The organism is Methylobacterium sp. CM6257 (assembly GCF_054611515.1).
In genome coordinates this window covers 5,021,938-5,045,024 of sequence record NZ_CM137735.1, presented here as the reverse complement: position 1 = coordinate 5,045,024, position 23,087 = coordinate 5,021,938, and the positions used below count along the sequence as shown (strand labels likewise).

The following is a 23,087-nucleotide window of genomic DNA, read 5'->3' as shown; positions in this document are numbered from 1 at the left end:
ATGGCGCGCGACCTGACGGTCTCGATCGGGCAGTACAGCGCGGCCGGGTTGAAGGACGCCAACCAGGACTTCCACGGCACCCTCGTTCCGACCCAGCCGGCGCTGGGTCTGAAGGGGATCGCGGTTGCGCTCGCAGACGGGATCAGCAGCAGCGCCGCCGGCGCGGCGGCGAGCGAGACCGCGGTCAAGAGCTTTCTCAGCGATTACTACGCCACGCCCGACACGTGGTCGGTGAAGAGCTCGGCACAGCGGGTGATCGCCGCGGCGAATTCCTGGCTCTACGCCCAGACCCGGCGCGGCCTCGATCCGAACGATGCCGAAAGGGGCTACGTCACCACCTTCGACGCCCTCGTCCTGAAGTCGCGCACCGCGCACATCTTCCACGTGGGCGATGCCCGGATCTGGCGCGTGGCGGGGCGCTCCCTCGAGCAGCTCACCGAGGATCACCGGTTGGTGGTGTCTGCGGCAGAGTCCTATCTCGGCCGTGCCCTGGGGGCGAGCGGCCGGGTGGAGATCGACTACCACACGCTCGGAATCGATCCCGGCGACATCTTCGTGCTCACCACCGACGGCGTTCATGAGCACGTCCGGCCCCGCGACATGGTGGCGGCGATCGCCGCCGCGGCCGACCTCGATGCTGCGGCCGAGGCGATCGGCGGGGCGGCACTCGCGGCCGGCAGCCCGGACAACCTGACGATCCAGATCGTGCGCGTCGAGACCGTGCCGGAGGGCGGGCCGGCCGACCTCCTCGGGGATGTCGAGGGTCTCGATCCCGCGCCGCTCCTCGATCCGCCCGCCGAGTTCGACGGCTACCAGATCCTGCGGATCCTGCATTCCGGCCCGCGCAGCCGCGTCTACCTCGCCGTGGACGCGGAGACCGGCGCCCGCGTCGCCCTCAAGGTCCTGGCACTCGACCTGCGCGACGACCCTGCGCAGCGGAAGCGGTTCGTGATGGAGGAGTGGATCGCCCGCCGCGTCGACAGCCCGCACGTGCTCAAGGCTTGCCCGCAGACGCGCCGCCGCAGCCACCTCTACACGGTTATGCGTCACGTCGAGGGGCAGACCCTGACCCAGTGGATGCACGACCACGCTGCGCCAGAGCTCGAGAAGGTGCGTGGCCTTGTGGAGCAGCTCGCCCGAGGCGTGCAGGCTTTCCACCGGCGGGAGATGGTCCACCAGGATCTGCGGCCCGACAATATCCTGATCGACACGTCCGGGACCGTGCAGGTGATCGATTTCGGCGCCACCAAGGTTGCCGGCGTCATCGAGGGCGATCCTCGGATCGACCCGGACGAGATCCTCGGGACGGTCCAGTATACGGCGCCGGAATGCTTTCTCGGAGAGCCGTCGACGCCCGGGTCGGACGTGTTCTCGGTCGGCGTCATCGCCTATCAGATGCTCACCGGCCGGCTTCCCTACGGCGACGCGGTGCCCCGGGCGCGCACACGCGCGGCCCAGCGCAGGCTGCGCTACGTGTCGGCGCTCAACGCGCGGCCGCTGCTCCCGGTCTGGGTCGACGGCGCACTGCGGAAGGCCGTGCACCCCAATCCATTGCGGCGCTACCAGACCGTCTCGGAGTTCGTCCAAGACCTCCGGTATCCCAATCTGGCCTTCGTGGACGGGCGCCGGGCCTCGCTTCTGGAACGCGACCCGCTGCTGTTCTGGCGGCTGCTGTCGCTGGTGCTGGGGATCGTCGTGCTGGTGCTGGCGGGCATCCTGATCGCCCACCCGCCGCATTGAGCGGCTCGGCCGAACTCAGCCGTCGAGTTCGGGATAGCGGCGGAAGATGCCGTCCTCGCCGAAGGGGATCCGCCGGTCGCTCTTCAGATAGGCCGCGATCCGCGGCCGCTGCGCCACCGTTTCGTGCAGCCGCGCCACGTGGGGCGTGACGCGCAGCGCCGCAGCCGCCGCCTTCGGAAAGGCGTAGAGCAGCCCCTCGACGAGCTGGAACAGGGACAGGTCGGCGTAGGACAGATCTGGCCCCACCAGCCGCGCGCCGCCATTGGCGGCCAGAACGCGCTCGAAATAACCGAGGAACTTCGGGATGCGAGCCTCGCGGAACTCCTTGGCCCGGCGCAGGGCCTCGGGTTTCTGCTCCGCGTAGTACAGTCCGACGCCCACGGGATGGTGTGTGTCGTGCGCCTCGTTCACCGCATCCGCGATGGTGAGCTGGAGCTGGTGCGTCCAGATCCGGTCGCGCTCGGTCTCACCGACGAGGCCCAGGCGCGGGCCGAGATACAGCAGGATCGCGGCGGTCTGCCCGATGACGATGCCGCCGTCCCGCAGGAATGGTGGCGCCAGGGGCGGCCTCGGATTGCCGGGATCGGAGAGCCGCGCGAGCATCGGCTCGATGCCGCCCGCGTCATCATCCTGGCGGGCCACATCGATGTAAACGGCGCCGGCTTCTTCCAAGGCGAGGCGAATGAACTCGCCGCGCCCCTGGATCATCGGCCAGTAGTGAAGCTCATAGGGCATCGCCGACTCCTCCGCCGAGAAGACGGTGGACTGACGGTCAGTTCCCGCTCAGTTCTCCGGCGTCCCGTCCTCGACGGCGGCCTTCTCGGCCGGCGGCTCGGCGCTGGCGACGGCCTTGCGGGCGAGCATCGGCTGGAGCCGTTCGGCGAGCTGCTGGTCGAGGTGCTTGACGTAGGCGCCCTTGAAGTAGCGCTCGCCCGCCTTCGGGCCGTAGAGCCGATCATGCGCCTGGATCATCGCGGCGACCTCCGGGCGACACAGGAAGCCCGTGATGCCGACCGCCTCATACCAGTGGCCAGCGCGGGCCTCGGCCGTGGCCTTCGGGTTCGACAGCACCGTATCGGCGAAGCATTCCGTGGCCGCCTGCCGCAGGGGCGCCAGCACCTTCTCGGCCTCGGCGGCGTTCACAGCCGGAACTGCCGGGTGACGATGCGGGCGCGCCTGCGCCGTCGAGACGAGAGCAAGGACGGCGAAAGTGGCGAGGATCGAAGTCTTCATACGGGCGGCCTCGTCGGGTGTCCGAACCGGGTTCAGTATTCCCTCATGATTGCGTCGGGAACGGGGCTGAGCGCGCGGTGTGCGTGCCCGATTCCGGGCGAGATCCGGACCGTTTCGCGACAGCGGGGCCGCATTCAGCCGCGCCGCTCGGCGTTCCAGTGGCCCCGGCACTCGAGCGCCCCGGAGGCGACCCACGTTCCGGCACCGAACCCGTCCGAGCCCAGGCGCCCGCTCACGTTGGCCGTCGAGGAGCCGTTCGAGATCGAACCCCGAACCACGCCATTTCCCGCGACACTGCCCTGGACCGTGAAGGCAGTCCCGATGAAGCGCGCCCGGCCGTGCTCGATCTTCACCGGGTAGCGATAGGCGCGGTCGCAGGTTCCGGCTTCGGTGATGATCTCGACGCTCCACGTGCCGTCGAACCGGTCCGGGACAGCCGCCCTGCGCGGAGCGGCGGATGCCGGGACCGTGCCGGCGAGGATCATGGCTGCGATGAGGCGCGTCATGCGGCTCCGGTTCGGCACGGAAGGCGGGTCCGGTGGATCGTCATGCTTCCGGCCGCGGCGCCGGCGCGCGCATGGCTGCGCGAAGCGCCGCGTTAAGCAGGGCGAGCAGGTCGCAGCCGACATGCAGGAAGGCGTGCACGCCCGCCTGTTTCAGCGGCTCGATCAGATCGGCGGGCCTTCCCGCGAGATAGATTGTGCCGGCACCGGCACGCGCCAGCGCTTCCGCTGACTCGACGGCCCGCTCCGCGTAGATTGCGTCGGTGGAGCAGATGCAGGCGAGTGCGGCACCGGAGTCCCGGAAGGCCGCCGCGAGCGAATCCGCATTCGTGAAGCCCTCGTTGGACAGGGCCTCGATGCCACCCGCCGCGAAGGCGTTGGCCGCGAAAGTCGCCCGGGCGTTGAAAGCAGCTACGCTACCGAGGTTGGCCAGGAACACCGCCGGCCGACGGCCGGTCTTGGCAATATAGGCATCGGAAGCGTCGCGCAGCGCCTCATAGGGTTCGGCAAGGCGCTGGGAGGGCAGGGCATCGCAGGCGACCGCCGAGCCGGAGCCGAAATTCGAGCCGGGCGGCGCGGCCACCCGCGGGACGTCCAGGACGGTGACCGGCTTCTCCGCAAGGTTCGGGAACTCGCTCGCACCGGTGAGCGGCTCGCGGCGGGTTGCCACTGCCTTCGTTCGGGCCTCGCGGGTCAGCTCGATCCGCCGCTGCAGCTTGCCAACGCTGAGCGAGGCGATGATGCCGCCCTCCGCCTCGATTGCCTGGAACGCCTGCCAGGCCGCCTCGGCGAGTTCACCGGTCAGAGCCTCGAACCCGCCCGCACCCGCAGCCGGATCGCTGACCCGTGCGAGGTGCGACTCCTCGATGAGGACGATCTGACTGTTGCGCGCCACGCGCCGGGCGAAGGCATCGGGCAGGCCGATCGCCTGCGTGTAGGGAAGAATGGCGACGCTGTCGGCGCCGCCCATGCCGGCTGCGGCCGCGGCCATGCCGGTGCGCAGGATGTTCACGAAGGGATCGCGCTTCGTCATCATACGCCACGCGGTCTCGGCGTGGAGGCGCAGGGGCTTCGGATCGAGGCCGCAGACCTGCTCGACCCGTGCCCAGAGGCGCCGCATGGCGCGGAACTTCGCCACCGTGACGAACTCGTCGGCATCGGCCGCCAGCAGCACCGCGATCCGGTCGCGGGCGGTTGTGAGGTCGCGACCGGCGGCCTCTTGGGCGCGCAGATAGGCCACAGCGGTCGCCAGCACGGCGCCGAGTTCGGCCGCCTCGCCGGCCCCGGCTTCGTGGTAGGGGCGCCCGTCGGCCAGGAAAGCCCGGCCCCGGAAACCCGCCGCCTCCAGATCCGATACGGTCGCCGCGAGCCGTGGGGCGATCTCGCTCCACACCGCCCCAAGGCTGCCGGTTGCGGCGAGAACGCCGATCGGGTCGATACCGAGGTCGAGATCGTAGGCCGAGAGATCCTCGCCCCGCCGCTCCGCCAGCGCCTTCACCAGCCGTGCGGCTTCGAGCCCGCGGCCGCCGGCATCCAGGCGCACGGCGATGATCGGAAGCATCACCCCGTTCAAGGCCGCGTCGAGAGCCTCGACCGTCGAGGCGGTCAGGCCATAGCCGCGGGCACCGGGCGCTCCGGCGAAGGCGAGGACCAGCGCGTCGGCGCCCCCTTCGAGATCGGTCAGCACCTGCGCATTAACGGTCGCGAGATCCGGAAGGTCGACCCTCTGGGCGATCCGCCAAGGCCCCGGCTCGCGCACCGGTTGGACCGTCGGCTCGGCCGGGCCGTAAAGCGGCTCGATCCGCAGGCCGTCCGCTGTCCGAGATACCAGCCGCTTCTCGAAGTCGGCACCCTTCAGGACGCCTTCGACAAGGCCGAGCCAGCGCGCCCGGTCTGCGGGCTCGAAGAGGTCGGCGAGCGGTCTGTCTTCCATCGGATCGTCCCAGAACGCGGCGTCTTATGCGCCGCTTTCATGGGATTGCCTCGCACGCCGTTCCGCCGGAGGCAATCGCCCGAAGGTTCAGGAAAGCTCAAGCCGCACGTGACGATATTTTGAGGGGGCAGCGCCGTGCCTGCCCCACCCGAGAGGCTCGCCCGCCTGCAGCCACACCCGATCGCGTTCAATCGATCGTGGCTCTCAGCCCTTGTTTTGACCCGCCCTCTGCCGCCGAACCGGCATCCCCTTCGGCGGAGAGCGCGCTCGCTCCGGGACCGCTGCGACGGCGCGCGTCAGCCGAGGATGATCAGACCCGCGAAGCCCAGCGCGCCGACGATGATGCGCCACCACGCGAACAGCCAGAAGCCGTGGCGCGAGACGTAGTCCAGGAGCACGCGCACCACGAAGAGCGCCGAGATGAACGACACGATGAAGCCGATGACGATCAGCCCGACATCGTTGCTCGACAGGTACTTGTAATTATCGAGCAGGTCCTTGGCGAAGGCACCAGCCATCGTGGGCATCGCCAGGTAGAACGAGAACTCGGTGGCCGAGCGCTTGTCGGCGCCCATCAGCATCGCGCCCACGATGGTGGCGCCGGAGCGCGACACGCCCGGGATCATGGCGAGGCATTGGAAGATGCCGATCTTCAGGTCCATCGGCAGCGAGAAATCGTAGACGTCGGTCTTCTTCACGCGGAGGTCGGTGTCATCGATGACGAGCAGCACCAAGCCGCCCGCCACCAGGGTCGCGCAGACGATCCACGGGTTGAAGAGGTAGGCCTTGATCATCTTCGAGAAGATGCCGCCGATGATCGCCGCCGGCAGGAAGGCGACCAGGATGCCGATCACGAAACGGCGCGCCTTCGGGTCGGACGGCAGTGCGGTGGCGATACCCAGGAGGCGGCCGAAATAGACCGCCAGGATCGCCAGGATCGCCCCGAGCTGGATCAGCACCTCGAAGGTGTTGTTGGGCGAGTGGAAGCCGATGAAATGGCCGACCAGGAGCTGGTGCCCGGTGGAGGAGACCGGGATGAACTCGGTCGCGCCTTCCACCAGGGCGAGCAGGACCGCCTTGCCGATGCTTGCCGGATCCATCGTGAAGCCTTGTTCCGCGGGTGCACGCCGGCCCGTGCCGGGCACGCCGCGAACCACATCAAGAGTTGTGCCGGACGGTTCGCCGATCAGGGTTGACGGGCGGTTACCGGGGCCGGCTGCGCGTGTTAAGGGCTCGGCAACGGTCGAGCAATAACGCTCGGTCCGAAGTCCTGCGCGCTGAAGACCGGCGCTTCGGGACCGACGACGAGCGCGGGACCGGCCGCGCTGTCAGACCGAACCGCTCCGACGGCCTCAATGGCAACGCTCTACCACTTCCCCTTCTGCGCGAATTCCCGGTTCATCCGTCTCGTGCTCGCCGAGATGGGCATGGAGCCGACGCTGTTCGAGGAGCGGCCCTGGGAGCGCCGCGACGAATTCCTTCTGATCAATCCGGCCGGATCGACGCCTGTTCTGCTGGAGCAGACCGGCCTCGTCGTGCCGGGGGCGGGCGTCATCGCCGAATACCTCGATGAGACCCGTGGGCTTGGGCTCTCCGGGCGACGCATGATGCCGGACGATACCGTGGAGCGGGTCGAGGTCCGGCGACTGCTCGACTGGTTCCTCGTCAAGTTCGAATCCGAGGTGACGGGCTACCTCGTCAACGAGAAGATCTCGAAGCGCTTCATGGCGGCTCACCAGGGCGGCGGCCCGCCCGACATGAACGCGATCCGCGCCGCACGGACCAACGTGCGTTACCATCTCCAGTATATCGGCTACCTGATCGCGCGGAGGCGCTGGATTGCCGGCGACAACCTGACCTATGCCGATCTCGCCGCCGCCGCCCATCTCTCCTGCGTGGATTACCTCGGCGACGTGCCGTGGGAGGAGGACGAGATGGCGCGGAACTGGTACGCCCGGGTCAAATCGCGGCCCTCGTTCCGCGGCCTGCTCGCCGACCGGGTGCCCGGGATGGCGCCCGCCGCCCATTACGCGGATCTGGATTTCTGAGTCAGCGACGGACCTACATCGGCGCCGAGCTGCGCCACCTCGTTGAGGGCCGTGCCCGGGATCTCGGCTTCTGCGGCCTGCGCATCACGCGGCCCGACCGCCTGCCGGACCTCCCGGCCCGCTTGTCGACCTGGCTCGGCGAAGGGGCTCACGGCACCATGGGCTGGATGGCGGAACGGGCCGATCAGCGCGCCCGTCCGACGGGCCTATGGCCCGGCCTGCGCAGCATCCTGATCCTGGCGATGAGCTACCGGCCCGAGCACGATCCGCTGGACCTTCTGGCGCGGAAGGACAGGGGCGTGGTCGCCGCTTACGCGCAGCGGCGCGATTATCACGAGGTTTTGAAGGGCAGGCTGAAAGAACTTGGCGGCTATTTGTCGGCCAAGGGCGATGTGCGCGTGAAGGTGTTCTGCGACACTGCTCCCGTGATGGAGAAATCCCTGGCTGAGGCGGCGGGGCTCGGCTGGCAGGGCAAGCACACCGTGCTGATCTCGCGCGAGCACGGCAACTGGCTGCTCCTGGGCGCCATCTACACCAGCGCCGAGTTCGATCCCGACCCGCCCGGCCGCGGCCATTGCGGCTCCTGCCGCGCCTGCCTCGACATCTGCCCGACCGACGCGTTTCCGGCGCCGTACCGCCTCGATGCCCGGCGCTGCATCTCGTATCTGACCATCGAGCATGCCGGCCCGATCCCGGAGGCATTCCGAGAGGCCATCGGCAACCGGGTCTTCGGCTGCGACGATTGCCTCGCCGTCTGTCCCTGGAACAAGTTCGCCCGCACGGCCGCGGAGAGCCGCTTGGCGGCGCGGGCGGATCTGGCCGCGCCCGCATTGGCTGAACTCGCCGCCCTGGACGATGCCGCCTTCCGCAGGTTTTTCGCGGGCACGCCGGTCAAGCGCACGGGCCGCGACCGCTTCCTGCGCAACGTGATGATCGCCCTTGGCAATTCCGGCGCACCGGAGCTAGCCCCGGTGGCCGTCGCGCGGCTCGTCGACGCGTCGCCTCTGGTGCGCGGCATGGCGATCTGGGCCTGTGGGCGGCTGCTCGGGCCGGATGCGGTCCGGGTCCTGCACCGTCAGCACGGAGCCGGCGAGACCGACGCCCATGTGCGCGACGAGTGGCGGGCCGCCGCCGGCTTGACGGAGACGCGAGCGGGCGAGACATCCACCGCATGAATCTCTTGGTCTTCGGGCTCGGCTTCACCGGCCGCCGTTTCGCCGAGCGGGCGCGCGACCGGTTCGGCACCGTGCGCGCCACCGTCACCGATCCCGCTTCCGCCGCGCGCCTCAGGGCGGAGACTGGCTTCACGATGCGCGCCTTCGGACCGGAAGCCGACGATCCCCGCATTACCGCCGACCTCGCCGACACGGACGTGCTCCTGGTGTCGGTCCCGCCCGGCGAGAGCGGCGATCCGGTGCTCGCCCGCTACGCGGACGCGATCGCGGCGAGCCGGATCGGCTGGATCGGCTATCTCTCGACGATCGGCGTCTACGGCGACCAGCAGGGCGCCTGGATCGACGAGACCACGCCGCCCGCACCGCGCAGCGCCCGGTCCAGGATCCGTGTGGAGGCCGAGGCGGCGTGGCTGGCGCTCGGCGCCGCCACCGGCAAGGCCGTGCAGGTATTCCGGCTGTCGGGCATCTACGGCCCGGGGCGAAATCCGATCGTGAAGCTGCGCGCGGGACGGTCGCAGCGCATCGTAAAGGCCGGGCAGGTCTTCAACCGCATCCACGTCGACGACATCGCCACGACCCTGCTCGCCTCGATCGACCGGCCACGGGCGGGGGCGGTCTACAACGTCACCGACGACGAGCCGACGCCGCCCCAAACGGTGACCGAGCACGCCGCGGCGCTGACCGGCCTGCCGCTGCCCCCGGAGATCGATTTCGAGACTGCCGACCTGTCGCCGATGGCGCGCAGCTTCTACGGCGAGAACAAGCGCGTGCGGAACCGCCTGATCCGGGAGGAACTCGGCGTGACGCTCGCCTATCCGACTTACCGCGAGGGCTTGGCCGCCCTGAAGGACCAGCTCTGATCAGGCTTCGAGGTGGCGGGTGCGCACGAGACGGCGGAGCAGTCCGCCGCGCGGCCCCACCAGCATCGAGGCGATGTAGAGCGCCCCGGCGGCCAGCACGATAGCAGGGCCGCTCGGGAGGTCGAACCGGTAGGACAGGCTGAGCCCGGAGACGCTTGCGATCCCGGCGATCAGAATCGAGACCGGGATGAGGCCGCCGAGATCGCGGGCCCAGAACCGGGCCGTCACCGCCGGGAGCAGCATCAGGCCGACAGCCAGCAGGGTTCCGAGCGCCTGGAATCCGCCCACGAGGTTGACTACCACCAGCGCCAGGAAGGCGAGGTGCACCGGCCCGCCACTGTGGCTCACCGTGCGCAGGAACAGCGGGTCGACGCATTCCATGACGAGGGGCCGGTAGATCACGGCGAGAGCCAGCAGCGTCAGCGTGCTGATGCCGCCGAGCAGCCAGAGGGCGGCATCGTCCAGCGCCAGGACAGAGCCGAACAGGAAGTGCATCAGGTCGATTTGCGAGCCGCGCAGCGAGACGAGCAGCACGCCGGCGGCCAGCGAGATCAGGTAGAAGGCCGCGAGGTTGGCATCCTCCCGCACCGCCGTGGCGCGGGTGACGGCGCCGGCCAGCAGCGCCACAGCGAGGCCGGCGACGAGGCCGCCGAGCGTCATCGCGGGCAGCGACAGGCCCGCGACGAGGAAGCCGGCCGCGGCGCCGGGCAGGATGGCGTGGCTCATCGCGTCGCTCATCAGGCTCATACGGCGCAGGGTCAGGAAGACGCCGATGGGCGGTGCGGACACCGACAGTGCCAGGCAGCCCGCCAGCGCCCGGCGCATGAAGCCGAACTCGACGAACGGTGCGACCAAGGACCCGAACGGATCGATCACGCAGCGTCCTCATGATGGCCGTGCGCGCCCGGGCCGTGCGCGGCGTGGTCGTGGCGGTGCTCCCCGCTGCTCCGCGGTCCGGCGCAGACCGGTGCGCCTTCGTCCCAGGCCTCGGAGAGATTGCGGGCCCGGGCGAGGTTCTCCGGCGTCAGCACCCGCGCCGTCGGCCCCCATGCCACGGGTTCGCGGGCGAGGAGCAGCGTCGTGGGGAAATGCGCGCGCACCTGGGTCAGGTCGTGCAGGGCGGCGACCACCGTGCGTCCCTCGCCATGCCAGGCGCGGATGAGCGCCAGGAGGTCGTCCACCGTGCGCGCGTCGATCCCGGTGAACGGCTCGTCGAGGAGCACCACCGGGCAGTCCTGCAGGATCAGCCGCGCGAACAAGGCGCGCCGGAACTGCCCGCCCGAGAGGGTGCCGATGGGCCGCGCCTCGAACCCCTCGAGGCCGACCGCCGCCAGCGCCGCTTCGATCGCCCGACGCTGCCGGTTCAGGCTGCGCCAAGCGCCGGCCCGCCGCCAGAGCCCCATCCCGGCGAGATCCATGACGCTGAGCGGAAAACTCCGGTCGATCTCGTCGGCCTGGGGCATGTAGGCGATGGCGCCTCCGCGGTCGATCCGCCCGTCGAGGCAGCGGATCTCCCCGGCCATGCCCTTCAGAAGGGTCGACTTGCCGGCTCCGTTCGGCCCGACCAGCGCGAGGAGATCGCCGGGCCGTACGGTCCCGTCGAGATGGTGGACCGCCGGATGGCGGTCGTAGCCCAGAGTCAGGCCGACAAGGCGGATCGGATCCGGATGCTGCGGCCGGTCACTCATGCCGCCAGCGCCCAGGCGATCGCCAGCCACACGAAGGCCGAGAGCGTTCCGGCGAGCGCAAGGCGCGGACCGATCCCGCTGCGGAACAGGGATGGTCGGGCCGCTCGTCTCGGGCTGGTGGGGATGGGCAAGGCGTCCTCGTCGCACGCGGGGCCGGCGCGGGGACCGTGCGGGGCTACTGGTGCGGTCCGGGGCGGCGGTGATACACTGTAACAAACCCGCGGGACAACCTGCGGATCATCCCGTTGGAGCAATCATGCACCGTCACGACGGTCACGAAGGGTGCCATGTCGGCGCCGGTGACATGCTCGCGCGGGCGGAGGCCGTCTGCCGCGAGCGCGGGCTGCAATTCACCCCGCTGCGTCGCGAGGTTCTGGAGGCCGTGGCCGGGGCCGGCAAGGCGCAAGGCGCCTACGACATCGCCGAGCGCCTCAGCGCGCCGGGCAAGCGCGTGGCCCCGGTCTCCGTCTATCGCGCCCTGGATTTCCTCATGGAGCAGGGGCTGGTCCACCGGATTGCGAGCCGCAACGCCTTCATCCCGTGCGCGCACGAACATGCGCCCGGGGAAGGGGTGGTCTTCCTGATCTGCCGCACCTGCGGAGTCGTCGATGAGACCTCCTCGGAGGAGATCGAGGACGGGCTCGGGCGAACGCTCAAGCGGGCCGGCTTCACGCCGACCCACAGCATCCTGGAGGTGGAGGGCGATTGCGGCGCCTGCCGGGAGCGGAAGCCGGCGCGCTGACGTCTCAGAAGGCGTTCTTGTAGGCGCGGCGCGAGACGACGGTCTGGATCATGATCTGGATGTCGAACCAGATCGACCAGTTGTCGATGTAGTGGAGGTCGCAAGCGACGCGGCGCTCCATGTCGAGGTCGGTCAGCGTCTCGCCGCGATAGCCGTTCACTTGTGCCCAGCCGGTGATGCCGGGCCGCACGTTGTGGCGGCGGGCATACAGGGCGATCCGCCGCTCGAAGCTGCGGTCATGGGCCAGTGCATGGGGGCGGGGACCCACCAGCGACATCTCCCCACGCAGGACGTTGATGAGCTGGGGCAGCTCGTCGAGGTTGGTCCGCCGGAGAATGGCACCGACGCGGGTGATCCGGCTGTCGTTGCGGGTCGCCTGACGGAACACCGCGTTCGGGTCGGCCCGCATCGAGCGGAACTTGAAGACGCCGAAGGGCTGCTGATTGAAGCCGTAGCGCTTCTGGCGGAAGAACACCGGGCCCGGGCTGTCGAGCTTGATCGCCACCGCGATGGCCGCCAGCAACGGCGACAGCGACACCAGGGCGATCGTCGCCACCGTCAGGTCGAAGGCGCGCTTGAGCACGACCTCGGCCAGGTTGAGCGGGCGGCGGCCGATATTGATCCCGGAGATGCCGCCGACCCGGGCGACCTGCAGGTCTGGAAACCGGTCGAGGACCGCGCCCGGCCGTAGATGCAGGGCCGAGGGCACCCGCAGGAAGGCGTCGATGCAGCGCTCCACCTCGGCGGTGTCGGCCCAAGGCACGAGCACGAAGACGTCGTCCGGCCGCAGGAACCGCACCACCGAGACGGCGAGGTCGAGATCCTCCTGCAGCTGGTCGTGCCGCGTCGCCGTATCAGCACCCGGATCGACGCGTCGCAGGTAGCTCGTGCCGACGATCCGGAGGCCGAGTTGATCGGCCTCGTTGCTCGCATAGAAGCGGGCGATGTCCTCCTCGTAGCCCACGAGGTGGACGCGGCTCAACGAGGCCGATCCGGCCGACAGGCGTCGGCGCACGAGGTGTGCCGCCGCCTGTCGGGCGACCATCAGAGCCGGAAGGCCCAGGACGAAGATCCCGATGGAGACCAGCCGCGAATAGTCGTTGGTCGTCTTGGTCATGAAGCTGACCACCAGCGCGGCCGCCCAGGCCACCAGCCAGAGCGAGGCCATGCGCTGGAGACTCGGCTTCTTCGTGATCATGCTGTCGAGGCTGTAATCCTCGCGCAGCGCATTGGTGGCGACGATGATCAAGCCCAAAAGCGCGGAGAGCCTCAGCCCCCGGAAGCTGCCGGCCCAGGCCGTGTCGTCCTGGCAGGCCACGTGATAGCCGAACTCGAGGAACAGGGTGGTCGCCAGGATCGCCGCAAGGTCAGTGGCGGCCAGCGCCGAAGACAGCGCGATCCGCGCCAGCGCGCGGCCACGCCGGGGCAGCACGGCCGACCAGACGCTGCGGCGGCGTTCGCCCGGAGACGGCAGAGCTTGGAACGTTTCCGGAAACCGTTCGTGAAACATCTGCCGCGCCACGTCCCGTCTTGATCGGACTTTGTACCAGTCTGAAACACAAAAGGTTTCAGTGCCGGCCTCTGCCGGTGACGGAGCAAGCGCCGGGCCCTGGGGGACCGCGACTCCTGTCGCTTCAATAAGCGGCGACCTAGAGCGAGACCTCGGCCGCGACAATACATAATTAATGCTGAGAGGCTGTTTGGCGCATCCCTCCGCGCCTGGGTTTGCCGCCCGCCCTTCTGAGGCCGGGCTATTTCAATTCACGACCGATGCTTGACGTTAGATTCAGCCGGAATCCGCGCGGGCGGTCGGATCCGTGCGCGGCTTGCGGCCGGACCGGACCACCCGGCGCAGATCATCGCTGTCAGACGGCGTCGGCGCTCTCTCGGACCACGCCCGGCCCGCCCACCTTCTGGATCGTCTCGAACCCTTCGAATTGCGGGTGGCCGAGGTAAAGGGGCTTGCTCGACGGCGCCCGGCTATGCGCCTTGCGGAACTGCTCCGAGCGGGTCCAGGCCTCGAAATCGGCGCGCGAGCGCCAGACCGTATGCGACGCGTACAGCACGTGATCCTCGTGCTCGGGCCCGCGGAGCAGGTGGAACTCCACGAAGCCCGGCATCTCGCCCAGGTGGCTGTCGCGACCCAGCCACACGGCCTCGAAGTCGGCGGTTGCATCCTTGACGACCTTGAAGCGATTCATCGCGATAAACATGCGTTTCTCCTCTGGACCAGCAAACCTACAAACCATTCCGCAGGTACGGCGAGCCCCGGCGCGGCGACAAGGCGCAGCGCAAGACTGCGCAGCGCAGTGACATCGACATTTCAGCAACAATGTTGCAAAGTTGTGTGTGCTTAAACTAGAAGCTGTAATCTTTGACTTGCGAAGCCTGACAACTTGGTGTCCTACTGCGATGCGGTTCGATTGTGTCGTAGCCGGGCCTTAACCGGCTGCGAGCCCAGAGAACCGCGAAACAGACTTGTACGACATGGGACGTAGGGGCGGACGGTGAAGCGGCGCGACGGCGAGGCGAAGACACCGCGTTCGCAGGCGGACGCGGTCCACTCTACAGAGAAGGACTCCTCGAGTCAGGTAATGCCGAAGCAGACCACCGACGTGGATCGCTTGGTCGGCATTCGCATCACCGCTCTGCGCAAGGCGCGCGGCATGAGCCAGACCGCGCTGGGCAACGCGGTGGGCGTCACCTTCCAGCAGGTACAGAAATACGAGAAGGGGCAGAACCGGGTCGGGGCCGGGCGTCTGCGCGAGATCGCGCGGCTCCTCGAGGTTCCTGTCTCGGCCTTCTTCGAGGAAAGTGAGCCGCGCGAGAAGACGCAGGAAGACGTGTTCGGCTTCCTGAGCGCGCACGGTGCCATCGAATTGCTGCGGGCCTATGCCCAGATTGAGGATGAGCAGATGCGTCGCGACGTGCTGGCGCTGGTCCGCAGCGCCGCGCGCTTGGCGCAGGCCCGTAATGCACCGTCCTCGGCCAATCCCGCCTGACCCCCGTTCCGCTTCTCGGACCCAGTCGGTCCGAACCGCGCGATCACTCTGAGCGCAGCGGAAACATGAAAGCTGACATCGCAGTCTGAGAGCGTCTCACGCCGGATCGGCGGCGATGAGGTGGAAGAAGCTGCCCGTGACCAAGCCGCGCCGGTGTCCCGCGAGTCCGAGATCGGCACCCTCTGCGTCCGTGACCCGAGCCAGGGCATCCGCCTCCGGCGACGCCGGAGACAGCTCGCTCGCGTAGTGGAACTCGTGTCCGACGAGGCGTGCGGAGCGCCGGCCCAGAAGGCAATCCGCAGACAGACGCGCGACGCGGTAGCCGAGATGCAACTTGCGATTGCGGTATGACGTCGCCACTGGCAGAAGGCCCGCCATGGCATGTGTGGTGCCCTCCGCATCCTCCAGCGTTCGTCCGAGCACCATGTAGCCGCCGCACTCGCCGTGGACGGGACGCGTGGACGCGAAAGCCCGCAGGCCGTCCAGAAACCCCGACGCTGCCGCGAGCGCGCCTGCATGCAGCTCGGGATATCCGCCGGGCAGCCAGCAGACATCACACGCCTCCGGCGGCGACTCGTCGGCCAGGGGTGAGAACGGGACGAGCTCGGCCCCGGCCATGCGCCAACCGGCTTCCAGATGCGGGTAGAGGAAGCTGAACGCCGCGTCCCGGGCGACCGCAATCCGCTGTCCCGGCGGCAGCAACGTCCCCGCCGAGGCCGGAACGGCGCCACCCGCGCAGGCAGACACGGCGTCGAGGTCGATGCTCGCCTCCGCGAGGTCCGCAAGACGGTCGAGGCGCGCCTCCAGGTCGGCGGTCTCGCCGGCCTGAACCAAGCCGAGATGGCGTTCGGGCAGGATCAGCTGCGCGTCGCGCATCAGTGCACCGAGTACCCGCAGCCCGGCGCGCTCCATCCCGGCCTCCACAAGGCGGCGGTGGCGGGCGCTCGCCACCTTGTTGAGGATCACCCCGGCCAGCTTCACCCGCGGATCGTAGTGCGTGCAGCCGAGTGCCACAGCGGCGGCCGTCTGCGCCGCGCCGGATACGTCGACGACCAGCACCACCGGCCAGCCGTAACGTGCGGCGATGTCGGCATTCGCCCCGGTCCGGCTCTCCGCCGCCCGGACGCCGTCGAACAGGCCCATGGAGCCCTCGGCGATCACGATATCGGCATCGGTGGTCGTCGCCCACGCGAGGGCGTCGAGGAGCGGCGCATCCATGGCGAAGCTGTCGAGATTGAAGCTCGGGCGGCCCGTCGCCGCCTGATGGAAGGCCGGGTCGATGTAATCCGGGCCGCATTTCGCCCCGCGCACGCGCAGGCCGCGCCGGGTCAGCGCCCGCATGAGCGCGAGCGTCACCGTCGTCTTGCCGGAACTCGACCGCGGGGCCGCGATCAGGAGACCGGGGGTGCTCACGATGTGCTGCCTACGGTTCCGCCGGGCCGGTAGCGCCGGTCGTAGTCCGGTGCGTAGAGGGCGCTCTCCCGGAAGGTCCCTGACCCGAGTGCCGGGCCGACGAGGATCAGGGCGGTGCGCTCCAGTCCGGCTTCGGCCACCAGCGCCGGCAGGGTCGCGAGGTCTCCCATCAACGCCCGCTCGTCCGGCCAGGAGGCGCGGAACACCGCCGCCGCGGGGCACGAGGCCCCGTAGAAGGGGATCAGCTCGGCCGCGACCCGCTCGACGACGTGGATCGAGAGATGGATGGCCAGCGTCGCCCCGGTCGCCGCGAAGGCCGCTAGCGTCTCGCGCTCGGGCATGGCGCTCGCCCGGCCGGAGGTGCGGGTCAGGACGACGGATTGCGCGACGCCCGGCACGGTGAGTTCGCGCCGGAGCAGCGCCGCGGATGCCGCGAAGGCCGGCACGCCGGGCGTCACGGTGTACGGGATGCCGAGACCGTCGAGCCGGCGCATCTGCTCGGCCAGCGCGCTCCAGATCGACAGGTCACCCGAATGCAGGCGCGCCACGTCCTGCCCGCGAGAATGGGCCGCTTCGATCTCGGCCACGATGGCGTCGAGGTCGAGGGGGGCGGTGTCGACGATGCGGGCGCCCGGCGGGCACCAGCCGAGGATCTCGGGCGCCACAAGTGATCCGGCATAGAGGCAGACAGGGCAGGCCGCGATGCGGTCGCGCCCGCGCACCGTGATGAGGTCTGCCGCGCCGGGGCCGGCGCCGATGAAGTGGACGGTCATGCGTCAGGATTCGAGTTCTGCCGGACGGCCAGCGCGCAGGTGGCGCCGCCGCTCGCGATTCGGGGGAGGGCGAGGCAGCTCTCCGGCCCGGCGGCGGCGAGGGCGGCGGCCTCGGCCAGCGATCCCACTCTGCGCAGCCCCTCGATGCGCGTCGAGCGGGTCACCACCTGTGCGTCGCGGGCCTCCAGGGCCTGCGCTTCGACCGGCCGGGGCGACAGGCCGAACGATGCCGCCGCTTGGGTGACCGCCGGTTCGAAGGCGCGATCGGCAGCCGTGGCCACGGCGGTGAGATCCGCCCGGGCGGCGCCGATCTGTCCGAGGGCGCGGGCTATCAGTGCCGCGATCTCATCTGCGCCGGTGCCGCGGCGGAACCCGATTCCGGCGACGAGCAGGCGGCTCATGGCTTGCTCCAGGCCCACTGGGTGACGGGCATCGCCGGCCGCCAGCCGTGCAAGCCACCCACCGGGCTCGCCCGATCGACCGAGAAGCGCCGCAGGCTCCCGCCGTGATCCGCGAAGGTCGCGAGCAGTGCGGCCTCGCCCTGGAGCGTCACCGCGTTGGCGACGCAGCGCCCGCCCGGCCTGAGCGCCGCCAGCGCCGCCGCGAGGACACCTGGTTCCGATACGCCGCCGCCGATGAACACCGCGTCCGGTGCGGGCAGGCCGACGAGCGCCGCCGGTGCCGCGCCGGTGAGGACCGTCAGATCCGGCGCGCCGAGCGTCTCGGCGTTGCGCCGGATGCGCGCGGCCCGGTCCGGCTGCGCCTCGATCGCGGTGGCGTGCAGGCTCGGATGCCGCAGCATCCACTCGATGGCGATCGAGCCCGCGCCGGCTCCGATGTCCCAGAGGTGCAGGCCGGGGTGGGGGCGTAAAGCCGCGAGCGTGAGCGCGCGGATCTCTGCCTTGGTGAGCTGACCGTCATTTTCGAACAGGGAATCGTCGAGACCGGGTGCCAGCGGCAAGGCGCGGCCCGCGCCGGCGACGGCGATGCCCACGGTGTTGAGCGGATCGATGGACCTGAGATCGAAAGCGTCGGCACGCGCCGCGCGCACCGTCTCGCGCGGGCCGCCCATCGCCTCCAGTACCGTCAGCGTGGAGGCGCCGAAGCCCCGCTCGGTGAGCATCCGCGCGATTGCGGCGGGCGTCGCGCCGTCCCAGGACAGGACGAGGAGCCGGGCCCCGGGTTGAAGATGCGGGACGATCCGGGCGAGCGCCCGACCGTGCAGGGTGACGAGGCCGCACTCGGCCAGAGGCCAGCCGAGCCGGGCGCAGGCGAGACTGAAAGCGGACGGAAGCGGGAAGGCGCGGATCTCGGACGGCGGGATTAGGCGCGCGATCTCGGCGCCGATGCCGTAGTGGAACGGGTCGCCGGTGGCGAGGATGCAGGTCGGCTCACCCCTCCGGGCAAGGATCTCCGGATAGGCATCATGGATCGGGCTCGGCCAGGACCGGGTCTCGGCCTGGAGCGGGCCCGCGAGGGCGAGATGGCGCCGGCCGCCGTAGACAACGCGGGCGGAGTCGAGCGCCGCGGCGGCGGCCGGCACGAGCCCGGCCCGGCCATCCTCGCCGATCCCGACGATTGACAGCCACGGCCCCCGCTCCGGCCGGCTCGACAGGGACTCAGCGCTCATCGACAAGGCGCCTATGACGAACGACGCGATGCGGATCCTGATCCTCGGCGGCACCGGGGAGGCGAGTGCCCTGGTGCGGGCGCTTGCCGGACGGCAGGACATGTCGGTGGTGCTCTCGCTCGCCGGCCGGACCGCCGCCCCGAAGGCCGAACCCGTGCCGACCCGGATCGGTGGATTCGGCGGGTCCGAAGGCCTCGCGACCTACCTGCATTCCGAGGGCATCCATCGCTTGGTGGATGCGACCCACCCGTTCGCCGAGGTGATCTCGCGCAATGCCGCGCGCGCGGCGGCCCTGGCGGGCGTGCCGCTGCTCGCGATCCGCCGCCCGGCCTGGAGCCGTGAGCCCGGCGACCTCTGGACCGAAGTCGAGACCATGGAGGAGGCCGTCTCGGCCCTCGGTGCGCTGCCCCGCCGGGTCTTCCTGACGATCGGCCGACAGGAGGCCGGTGCCTTCGCGTCGGCACCGCATCACGCGTACCTCGTGCGTACCGTCGAGCCACTGGGCGAGATTCTGCCGGTGCCGCATCTCACGACCCTGGAATCCCGCGGCCCCTTCGACGCCGCCGCCGAGGCGGCGCTCATGCGCGAGAACGGCACCGAGGTCGTGGTCAGCAAGAATTCCGGCGGTGCGGCGACCTACGGCAAGATCGCGGCGGCGCGGCGCCTCGCGATCCCCGTCATCATGGTGCGCCGGCCAGAGAAGCCCGACGTGCCGAGCGTCCCCGATGCCGCGGGTGCGCTCCGCTGGCTGGATACAGGCGATCACGTCGCCTCCGCGACTTTGCGCGACGTATAAACGAAGGGCGGGCGGCCTTTCCGGGGAATCAGCCGCGTGTTCGAGGCACCCAGGATGACCACGGTCGCCATATCGGCCGGCGCGTCGCGCGCCTCCGCGAGGGTGACCACCCGGATCGCCTCGTCCGGCCGGCTGATCGCGCGGGCGAACATGACCGGCGTCTCGGGGGCGCGGATCCCGGCCGCGATCTCCAGAGCCGCGCCGAGCTGCCAGGGCCGCGCTGTGGAGATCGGGTTGTAGAGCGCGACGACGAAATCGGCGCGCAGCACCGCCTCAAGCCGGGCGGTTACCACCGGCCAGGGCTTCAGGTTGTCGGAGAGCGACAGGGCGCAGAAGTCGCCGCCGAGGGGAGCGCCCAGCCGTGCGGCCGCCGCCAGCATCGCGGTGATCCCGGGCTCGACCGTGATGGTCAGGTCACGCCAGCCGGGCTCGCCGTGCTCCACCGCCTCGAACACCGCCGCCGCCATGGCGAACACCCCGGGATCGCCACCGGAGACGACCGCGACCCGCCGACCGGAGGCGGCGAGCTGCAGGGCATGGCGGGCGCGGTCGACCTCCACCCGGTTGTCGCTGGCATGACGGATCAGGCCCGGGCGCTCGGGCACGCGCGCGACGTAGGGGTAGTAGCCGACGAGGTCTTCCGCTGCGTCCAGCGCCTGTCGGGCGGATTCGGTCAGCAAGCCCGCGTCACCCGGGCCGAGGCCGATGACCGTGAGGCTTCCGGTCAAGGCCGCCGCCCCTCGCCGGGCAGGAGCACCATGGAGAAATAGGGGGCGGTATCGTCCGCCTTGTCGGCCAGCATCACGACGCGCTCGCCCGCCATCGTGCCGCGCTCGACATAAACCGCCCGATGCAGCAGCCCGGCCGCGGCCAGAGCCGCGCGCACCTTCGGCAGGTGACGCCCGAGTTTCATCACGACGGCGGCATCCGTGCCGCGCAACCGCTCGGTCAGTGCGTCCTGCGGCAGGGTCGCCGGCAGGACGGTGAGGACGTCGTCGCCCCAGGTGATCGGCGTGCCGGCCCGGGTCCAGCAGCCCGACATCCCGGTCACCCCCGGCACCACCTCCACGGGGAAGCGGTCCTTCAGCCGTCGCCACAGATGCATGAACGAGCCGTAGAAGAACGGGTCGCCCTCCGACAGGATCGCCACGTCGCGCCCGGCACCGAGATGGTCGGCCAGCTGCCGGGCCGCGTCGTCGTAGAAGCCCGCCAGGGCGGCCACGTAGTCCGGGTGCTCGGGGTGGATCTCGGTGGTGTAGGGATAGGCCAGCGCCATTTCGCGGTCCGGGTCGCGCAGGATCGCGTCCGCGATGGTGCGGGCATTGCCGCGCTTCCCGCGCTTGCAGAAATGCACCAGCACCGGCGCGCGCATCAGGATTCGCTGCGCCTTCACGGTCAGCAGCTCCGGGTCGCCCGGGCCCATCCCGACGCCGTAGAGCGTGCCGGTCATCACGGCAGCAGGGATCTCCTCGGCGGGGCTTCCGAGGCGTTCGAACCCGTCCATCACTCGACCTCGCTGGCGAGCGCGTTGACCGCGGCGGCCGTCATGGCACTGCCGCCGCGTCGTCCGTGGACGACCACGAACGGGACGCGGCGGTCCCGGGCGAGCGCCTCCTTGGATTCCGCTGCCCCGACGAACCCGACCGGGATGCCGATGACGGCCGCTGGGGGTGCAACGCCCGCATCGAGCAGTTCCAGAAGGCGAAACAGGGCGGTCGGCGCGTTGCCCACGGCCACGACGCTGCCCGGCAGGTGCTCGCGCCACAGCTCCATGGCGGCGGCCGACCGGGTGGTGCCGAGGCTCTTGGCGAGATCCGGCACCCGCGGGTCGCCGAGCGTGCAGATCACCGGATTGTCGGCGGGCAGACGTGCCCGGGTGACGCCGTCGGCCACCATACGGACATCGCACAGGATCGGCGCGCCGGCCTGAAGCGCCGCGACGCCCGCCTCGGCGAAATCCGCCGACATCTCCACATCGGCCGGCAGATCGGTCATCCCGCAGGCGTGGATCATCCGGACGACGACGCGCTCGGCGGCCCCGGACCAGCGCGCGAGATCGGCCTCGGCGCGGATCATCGCGAAGGAGCGCGCGTAGATGGCGCCGCCGTCGCGGACATAGTCGTAGCGTGACGGGGATTCGTGCGCCGCGGCCGGCTCCGATTCTGTCTGGCGCAGGGCGTTCTGGCTCGCGCTCATGCCGGTCTCCTAGTCCCCCCGCATTCCGATCGAGCAGTCTCCGGCGCGAAGGCAGCCGCAAGCCCGACACTCTCGGCCCTTCCTAAACGCTCCAGCACGGCCTCGATAGGGAGGTAGATCGTCGGCTCATCGCTGGGGGCGCCCCCGATGACCGCCCCGTAGACGCCCTCTCGACCGACGAGGGTCACGTCGGCCGGACCCGGCCGTGCGCAGCCCTTGGCGCAGCCGGAGACGTGCGCGGAGGATCCCGCCATCGCCAGGGGCCGGAACACCTCCGCGAGGCGTGCCGCATCCGCGAGCGTCGGCGTCGATCCGGACGCGCAGCCCGGCGCACCCGTGCAGGCATCGATCCTGCGCCGGGGGTCGTCGGATGCGACGATGAAATCCGCTGCGAGATCCGCCAGGACCGTCGCCGCCAGTGCGCCGGCCGTCGCAAGCAGGACGAAGCCGCGCGTCGGTGAGAGGCGAATCTCGTCCGCGCCGATCGTTTCAGCCGCGGCCGTGATCCGGTCGAGGGCGTCGGCGGCGCAGCGGCCGAAGGGCGCGTCGATGGCGAGAATCTGAAGGCCGGCTTGCGTCCGGAGGCCGGCCGAGGGTGCGAATGACATCAGGCTCGGGGAGGCACTGCACGGCCCCGCCTCCCGCGCGAGAGTGGGAACATGCGTCCCGCCTTTGGAGCGCAGCGCTTCGGTCAGCGCGGTCAGCTCGTCTTCCGGAACATCGCGGATCCGGCGCTGGCCAGTTCGCGCGAAGGCGGCGAGCAGCGCGGCCACGGCCGCAGCGGCCTCACTCTCCCCGCAGGTCAGGAGTTCGCGCTGCCCCTGACCGGAACGGATCGCGATCACGACGCCCGATCCCCGGGCGACCAGGGCGCAATCGGCTTCCGGCATCGCCACGTCGCGGCGGCCCTCGATCACGACCAGCGACTTGGCCGGCAGCCCTGGGATGCCGAGCCCCGCCGACTCGACGGCGTGGGCGAGCGCCGGCACGTTGATCGTCTCGGCGGGATCGCGGCCGGCCAGGGGGCTCGTGAGGGTCAGGCGTTGCGGGCCGCCATCGGCGCGCACGTCGCCGAGGCCGACATCCTCCAGCAGACGGGCGAGTGGCGCGCGGCTCGCCGCGGTGACACCCCGGATCTGGAGATTGGCCCGGGCGGTGATGTCGAGATGCCCGTTTCCGAACCGGCGTGCCCCGCCCGCGACGGCGCGGGCTTGGACGCGCGTGAGGATCCCGAGGGGCGGGTGTACCCGAACCAGAAGCCCGTCCCCCGTGGGCATCGGGCGAGCGAGTCCCGGGCACCAGCCCCGGCGGGTGGGGGCCTCGGGCAGGGCGCGGCGACGCGGGTGCTCCGGTGC

The 23,087-nt window shown here is 70.4% G+C and carries 25 protein-coding genes; 7 read left to right on the top strand and 18 right to left on the bottom strand.

What is annotated here, in order from left to right; genetic code table 11:
* The gene (locus ACYCO6_RS24500; protein WP_459773710.1) at positions 1-1,740 is read left to right on the top strand and encodes a protein kinase domain-containing protein; all 1,740 of its coding nucleotides are present in this window, start codon (positions 1-3) and stop codon (positions 1,738-1,740) included.
* A gap of 15 nt (positions 1,741-1,755) precedes the next feature.
* On the opposite strand, the gene ACYCO6_RS24495 is transcribed toward ACYCO6_RS24500, so the two are convergent.
* The 5 genes from ACYCO6_RS24495 to ACYCO6_RS24475 all read right to left on the bottom strand — a co-directional run bounded on the left by ACYCO6_RS24495 (position 1,756) and on the right by ACYCO6_RS24475 (position 6,509).
* Positions 1,756-2,475, bottom strand: a complete 720-nt coding sequence (locus ACYCO6_RS24495) for a glutathione S-transferase (RefSeq protein ID WP_459764166.1) — start codon at positions 2,473-2,475, stop codon at positions 1,756-1,758.
* A gap of 48 nt (positions 2,476-2,523) precedes the next feature.
* Entirely contained in the window at positions 2,524-2,973 is a 450-nt protein-coding gene (locus ACYCO6_RS24490; RefSeq protein WP_459764164.1) for a hypothetical protein, read from the bottom strand.
* Between the two features lie 134 nt (positions 2,974-3,107).
* Positions 3,108-3,479, bottom strand: a complete 372-nt coding sequence (locus tag ACYCO6_RS24485; RefSeq protein ID WP_459764162.1) for a hypothetical protein — start codon at positions 3,477-3,479, stop codon at positions 3,108-3,110.
* 40 nt (positions 3,480-3,519) lie between these two features.
* On the bottom strand, positions 3,520-5,409 hold the full coding sequence (locus ACYCO6_RS24480) for a methylmalonyl-CoA mutase family protein (RefSeq protein WP_459764160.1): 1,890 nt from the start codon (positions 5,407-5,409) through the stop codon (positions 3,520-3,522).
* Positions 5,410-5,705: 296 nt separating this feature from the next.
* The gene (locus ACYCO6_RS24475) at positions 5,706-6,509 is read right to left on the bottom strand and encodes an undecaprenyl-diphosphate phosphatase (RefSeq protein ID WP_459764158.1); all 804 of its coding nucleotides are present in this window, start codon (positions 6,507-6,509) and stop codon (positions 5,706-5,708) included.
* 255 nt (positions 6,510-6,764) lie between these two features.
* Between ACYCO6_RS24475 and ACYCO6_RS24470 the strand changes: the two genes are divergently transcribed.
* Genes ACYCO6_RS24470 through ACYCO6_RS24460 form a run of 3 tightly spaced genes read left to right on the top strand, consistent with a single transcriptional unit; the run spans position 6,765 to position 9,492 of the window.
* Positions 6,765-7,457 carry a glutathione S-transferase family protein gene (locus ACYCO6_RS24470; RefSeq protein ID WP_459764156.1) on the top strand — a complete coding sequence of 231 codons (693 nt, stop codon included), beginning with the start codon at positions 6,765-6,767 and terminating at the stop codon, positions 7,455-7,457.
* Positions 7,458-7,486: 29 nt separating this feature from the next.
* Entirely contained in the window at positions 7,487-8,632 is a 1,146-nt protein-coding gene (queG, locus tag ACYCO6_RS24465) for a tRNA epoxyqueuosine(34) reductase QueG (RefSeq protein ID WP_459773709.1), read from the top strand.
* A complete protein-coding gene (locus ACYCO6_RS24460) occupies positions 8,629-9,492 on the top strand; it encodes an SDR family oxidoreductase (protein WP_459764154.1) in 864 nt (287 codons plus the stop codon). Before queG ends, ACYCO6_RS24460 begins: the two co-directional genes overlap by 4 nt.
* On the opposite strand, the gene ACYCO6_RS24455 is transcribed toward ACYCO6_RS24460, so the two are convergent.
* The 3 genes from ACYCO6_RS24455 to ACYCO6_RS24445 are packed head-to-tail and all read right to left on the bottom strand — an operon-like array spanning position 9,493 to position 11,311.
* The gene (locus ACYCO6_RS24455) at positions 9,493-10,317 is read right to left on the bottom strand and encodes a metal ABC transporter permease (RefSeq protein ID WP_459773707.1); all 825 of its coding nucleotides are present in this window, start codon (positions 10,315-10,317) and stop codon (positions 9,493-9,495) included.
* A gap of 47 nt (positions 10,318-10,364) precedes the next feature.
* Positions 10,365-11,180 (bottom strand): metal ABC transporter ATP-binding protein, encoded by an 816-nt coding sequence (locus ACYCO6_RS24450; RefSeq protein ID WP_459764152.1) that lies wholly within the window; start codon positions 11,178-11,180, stop codon positions 10,365-10,367.
* Entirely contained in the window at positions 11,177-11,311 is a 135-nt protein-coding gene (locus ACYCO6_RS24445) for a hypothetical protein (RefSeq protein ID WP_459764150.1), read from the bottom strand. Before ACYCO6_RS24445 ends, ACYCO6_RS24450 begins: the two co-directional genes overlap by 4 nt.
* Before the next feature lie 125 nt (positions 11,312-11,436).
* Between ACYCO6_RS24445 and ACYCO6_RS24440 the strand changes: the two genes are divergently transcribed.
* Positions 11,437-11,922: a transcriptional repressor gene (locus ACYCO6_RS24440; RefSeq protein ID WP_459764148.1), complete on the top strand. Its 486-nt coding sequence runs from the start codon at positions 11,437-11,439 to the stop codon at positions 11,920-11,922.
* A gap of 4 nt (positions 11,923-11,926) precedes the next feature.
* On the opposite strand, the gene ACYCO6_RS24435 is transcribed toward ACYCO6_RS24440, so the two are convergent.
* Together ACYCO6_RS24435 and ACYCO6_RS24430 are read right to left on the bottom strand one after the other, a co-directional pair.
* Positions 11,927-13,432, bottom strand: a complete 1,506-nt coding sequence (locus ACYCO6_RS24435) for an undecaprenyl-phosphate glucose phosphotransferase (protein WP_459764146.1) — start codon at positions 13,430-13,432, stop codon at positions 11,927-11,929.
* Positions 13,433-13,787: 355 nt separating this feature from the next.
* A complete protein-coding gene (locus tag ACYCO6_RS24430) occupies positions 13,788-14,135 on the bottom strand; it encodes an antibiotic biosynthesis monooxygenase family protein (protein WP_459764144.1) in 348 nt (115 codons plus the stop codon).
* A 381-nt stretch (positions 14,136-14,516) separates the two neighbouring features.
* Between ACYCO6_RS24430 and ACYCO6_RS24425 the strand changes: the two genes are divergently transcribed.
* Positions 14,517-14,924 (top strand): helix-turn-helix domain-containing protein, encoded by a 408-nt coding sequence (locus tag ACYCO6_RS24425; protein ID WP_459764142.1) that lies wholly within the window; start codon positions 14,517-14,519, stop codon positions 14,922-14,924.
* Between the two features lie 96 nt (positions 14,925-15,020).
* Here the strand turns inward: ACYCO6_RS24425 and ACYCO6_RS24420 are convergent, their stop codons facing one another.
* From ACYCO6_RS24420 to cbiE, 4 genes are read right to left on the bottom strand one after another with little or no spacing between them, the layout of a single operon-like run.
* A complete protein-coding gene (locus tag ACYCO6_RS24420) occupies positions 15,021-16,340 on the bottom strand; it encodes a cobyrinate a,c-diamide synthase (RefSeq protein ID WP_459773706.1) in 1,320 nt (439 codons plus the stop codon).
* Complete coding sequence (gene cobM, locus ACYCO6_RS24415) at positions 16,334-17,110, bottom strand: precorrin-4 C(11)-methyltransferase (protein WP_459764140.1); 777 nt, start codon at positions 17,108-17,110, stop codon at positions 16,334-16,336. Before cobM ends, ACYCO6_RS24420 begins: the two co-directional genes overlap by 7 nt.
* Positions 17,107-17,511, bottom strand: a complete 405-nt coding sequence (locus tag ACYCO6_RS24410; protein ID WP_459764137.1) for a cobalamin biosynthesis protein — start codon at positions 17,509-17,511, stop codon at positions 17,107-17,109. The genes cobM and ACYCO6_RS24410 overlap by 4 nt, the downstream gene beginning before the upstream one ends.
* Positions 17,508-18,740 carry a precorrin-6y C5,15-methyltransferase (decarboxylating) subunit CbiE gene (gene cbiE, locus ACYCO6_RS24405; protein ID WP_459764135.1) on the bottom strand — a complete coding sequence of 411 codons (1,233 nt, stop codon included), beginning with the start codon at positions 18,738-18,740 and terminating at the stop codon, positions 17,508-17,510. Before cbiE ends, ACYCO6_RS24410 begins: the two co-directional genes overlap by 4 nt.
* A 13-nt stretch (positions 18,741-18,753) precedes the next feature.
* Between cbiE and ACYCO6_RS24400 the strand changes: the two genes are divergently transcribed.
* Complete coding sequence (locus ACYCO6_RS24400) at positions 18,754-19,536, top strand: cobalt-precorrin-6A reductase (RefSeq protein ID WP_459764133.1); 783 nt, start codon at positions 18,754-18,756, stop codon at positions 19,534-19,536.
* On the opposite strand, the gene cobJ is transcribed toward ACYCO6_RS24400, so the two are convergent.
* The 4 genes from cobJ to ACYCO6_RS24380 are packed head-to-tail and all read right to left on the bottom strand — an operon-like array spanning position 19,503 to position 23,009.
* Positions 19,503-20,264 (bottom strand): precorrin-3B C(17)-methyltransferase, encoded by a 762-nt coding sequence (gene cobJ, locus ACYCO6_RS24395; RefSeq protein ID WP_459764131.1) that lies wholly within the window; start codon positions 20,262-20,264, stop codon positions 19,503-19,505. The genes ACYCO6_RS24400 and cobJ overlap by 34 nt on opposite strands.
* A complete protein-coding gene (locus ACYCO6_RS24390) occupies positions 20,261-21,040 on the bottom strand; it encodes a precorrin-2 C(20)-methyltransferase (protein WP_459764129.1) in 780 nt (259 codons plus the stop codon). The genes cobJ and ACYCO6_RS24390 overlap by 4 nt, the downstream gene beginning before the upstream one ends.
* Positions 21,040-21,732, bottom strand: coding sequence for a precorrin-8X methylmutase (locus ACYCO6_RS24385; RefSeq protein WP_459764121.1), 693 nt, complete (start codon positions 21,730-21,732; stop codon positions 21,040-21,042). The genes ACYCO6_RS24390 and ACYCO6_RS24385 overlap by 1 nt, the downstream gene beginning before the upstream one ends.
* On the bottom strand, positions 21,729-23,009 hold the full coding sequence (locus ACYCO6_RS24380) for a precorrin-3B synthase (RefSeq protein WP_459773705.1): 1,281 nt from the start codon (positions 23,007-23,009) through the stop codon (positions 21,729-21,731). The genes ACYCO6_RS24385 and ACYCO6_RS24380 overlap by 4 nt, the downstream gene beginning before the upstream one ends.
* Positions 23,010-23,087: the final 78 nt, after the last annotated feature.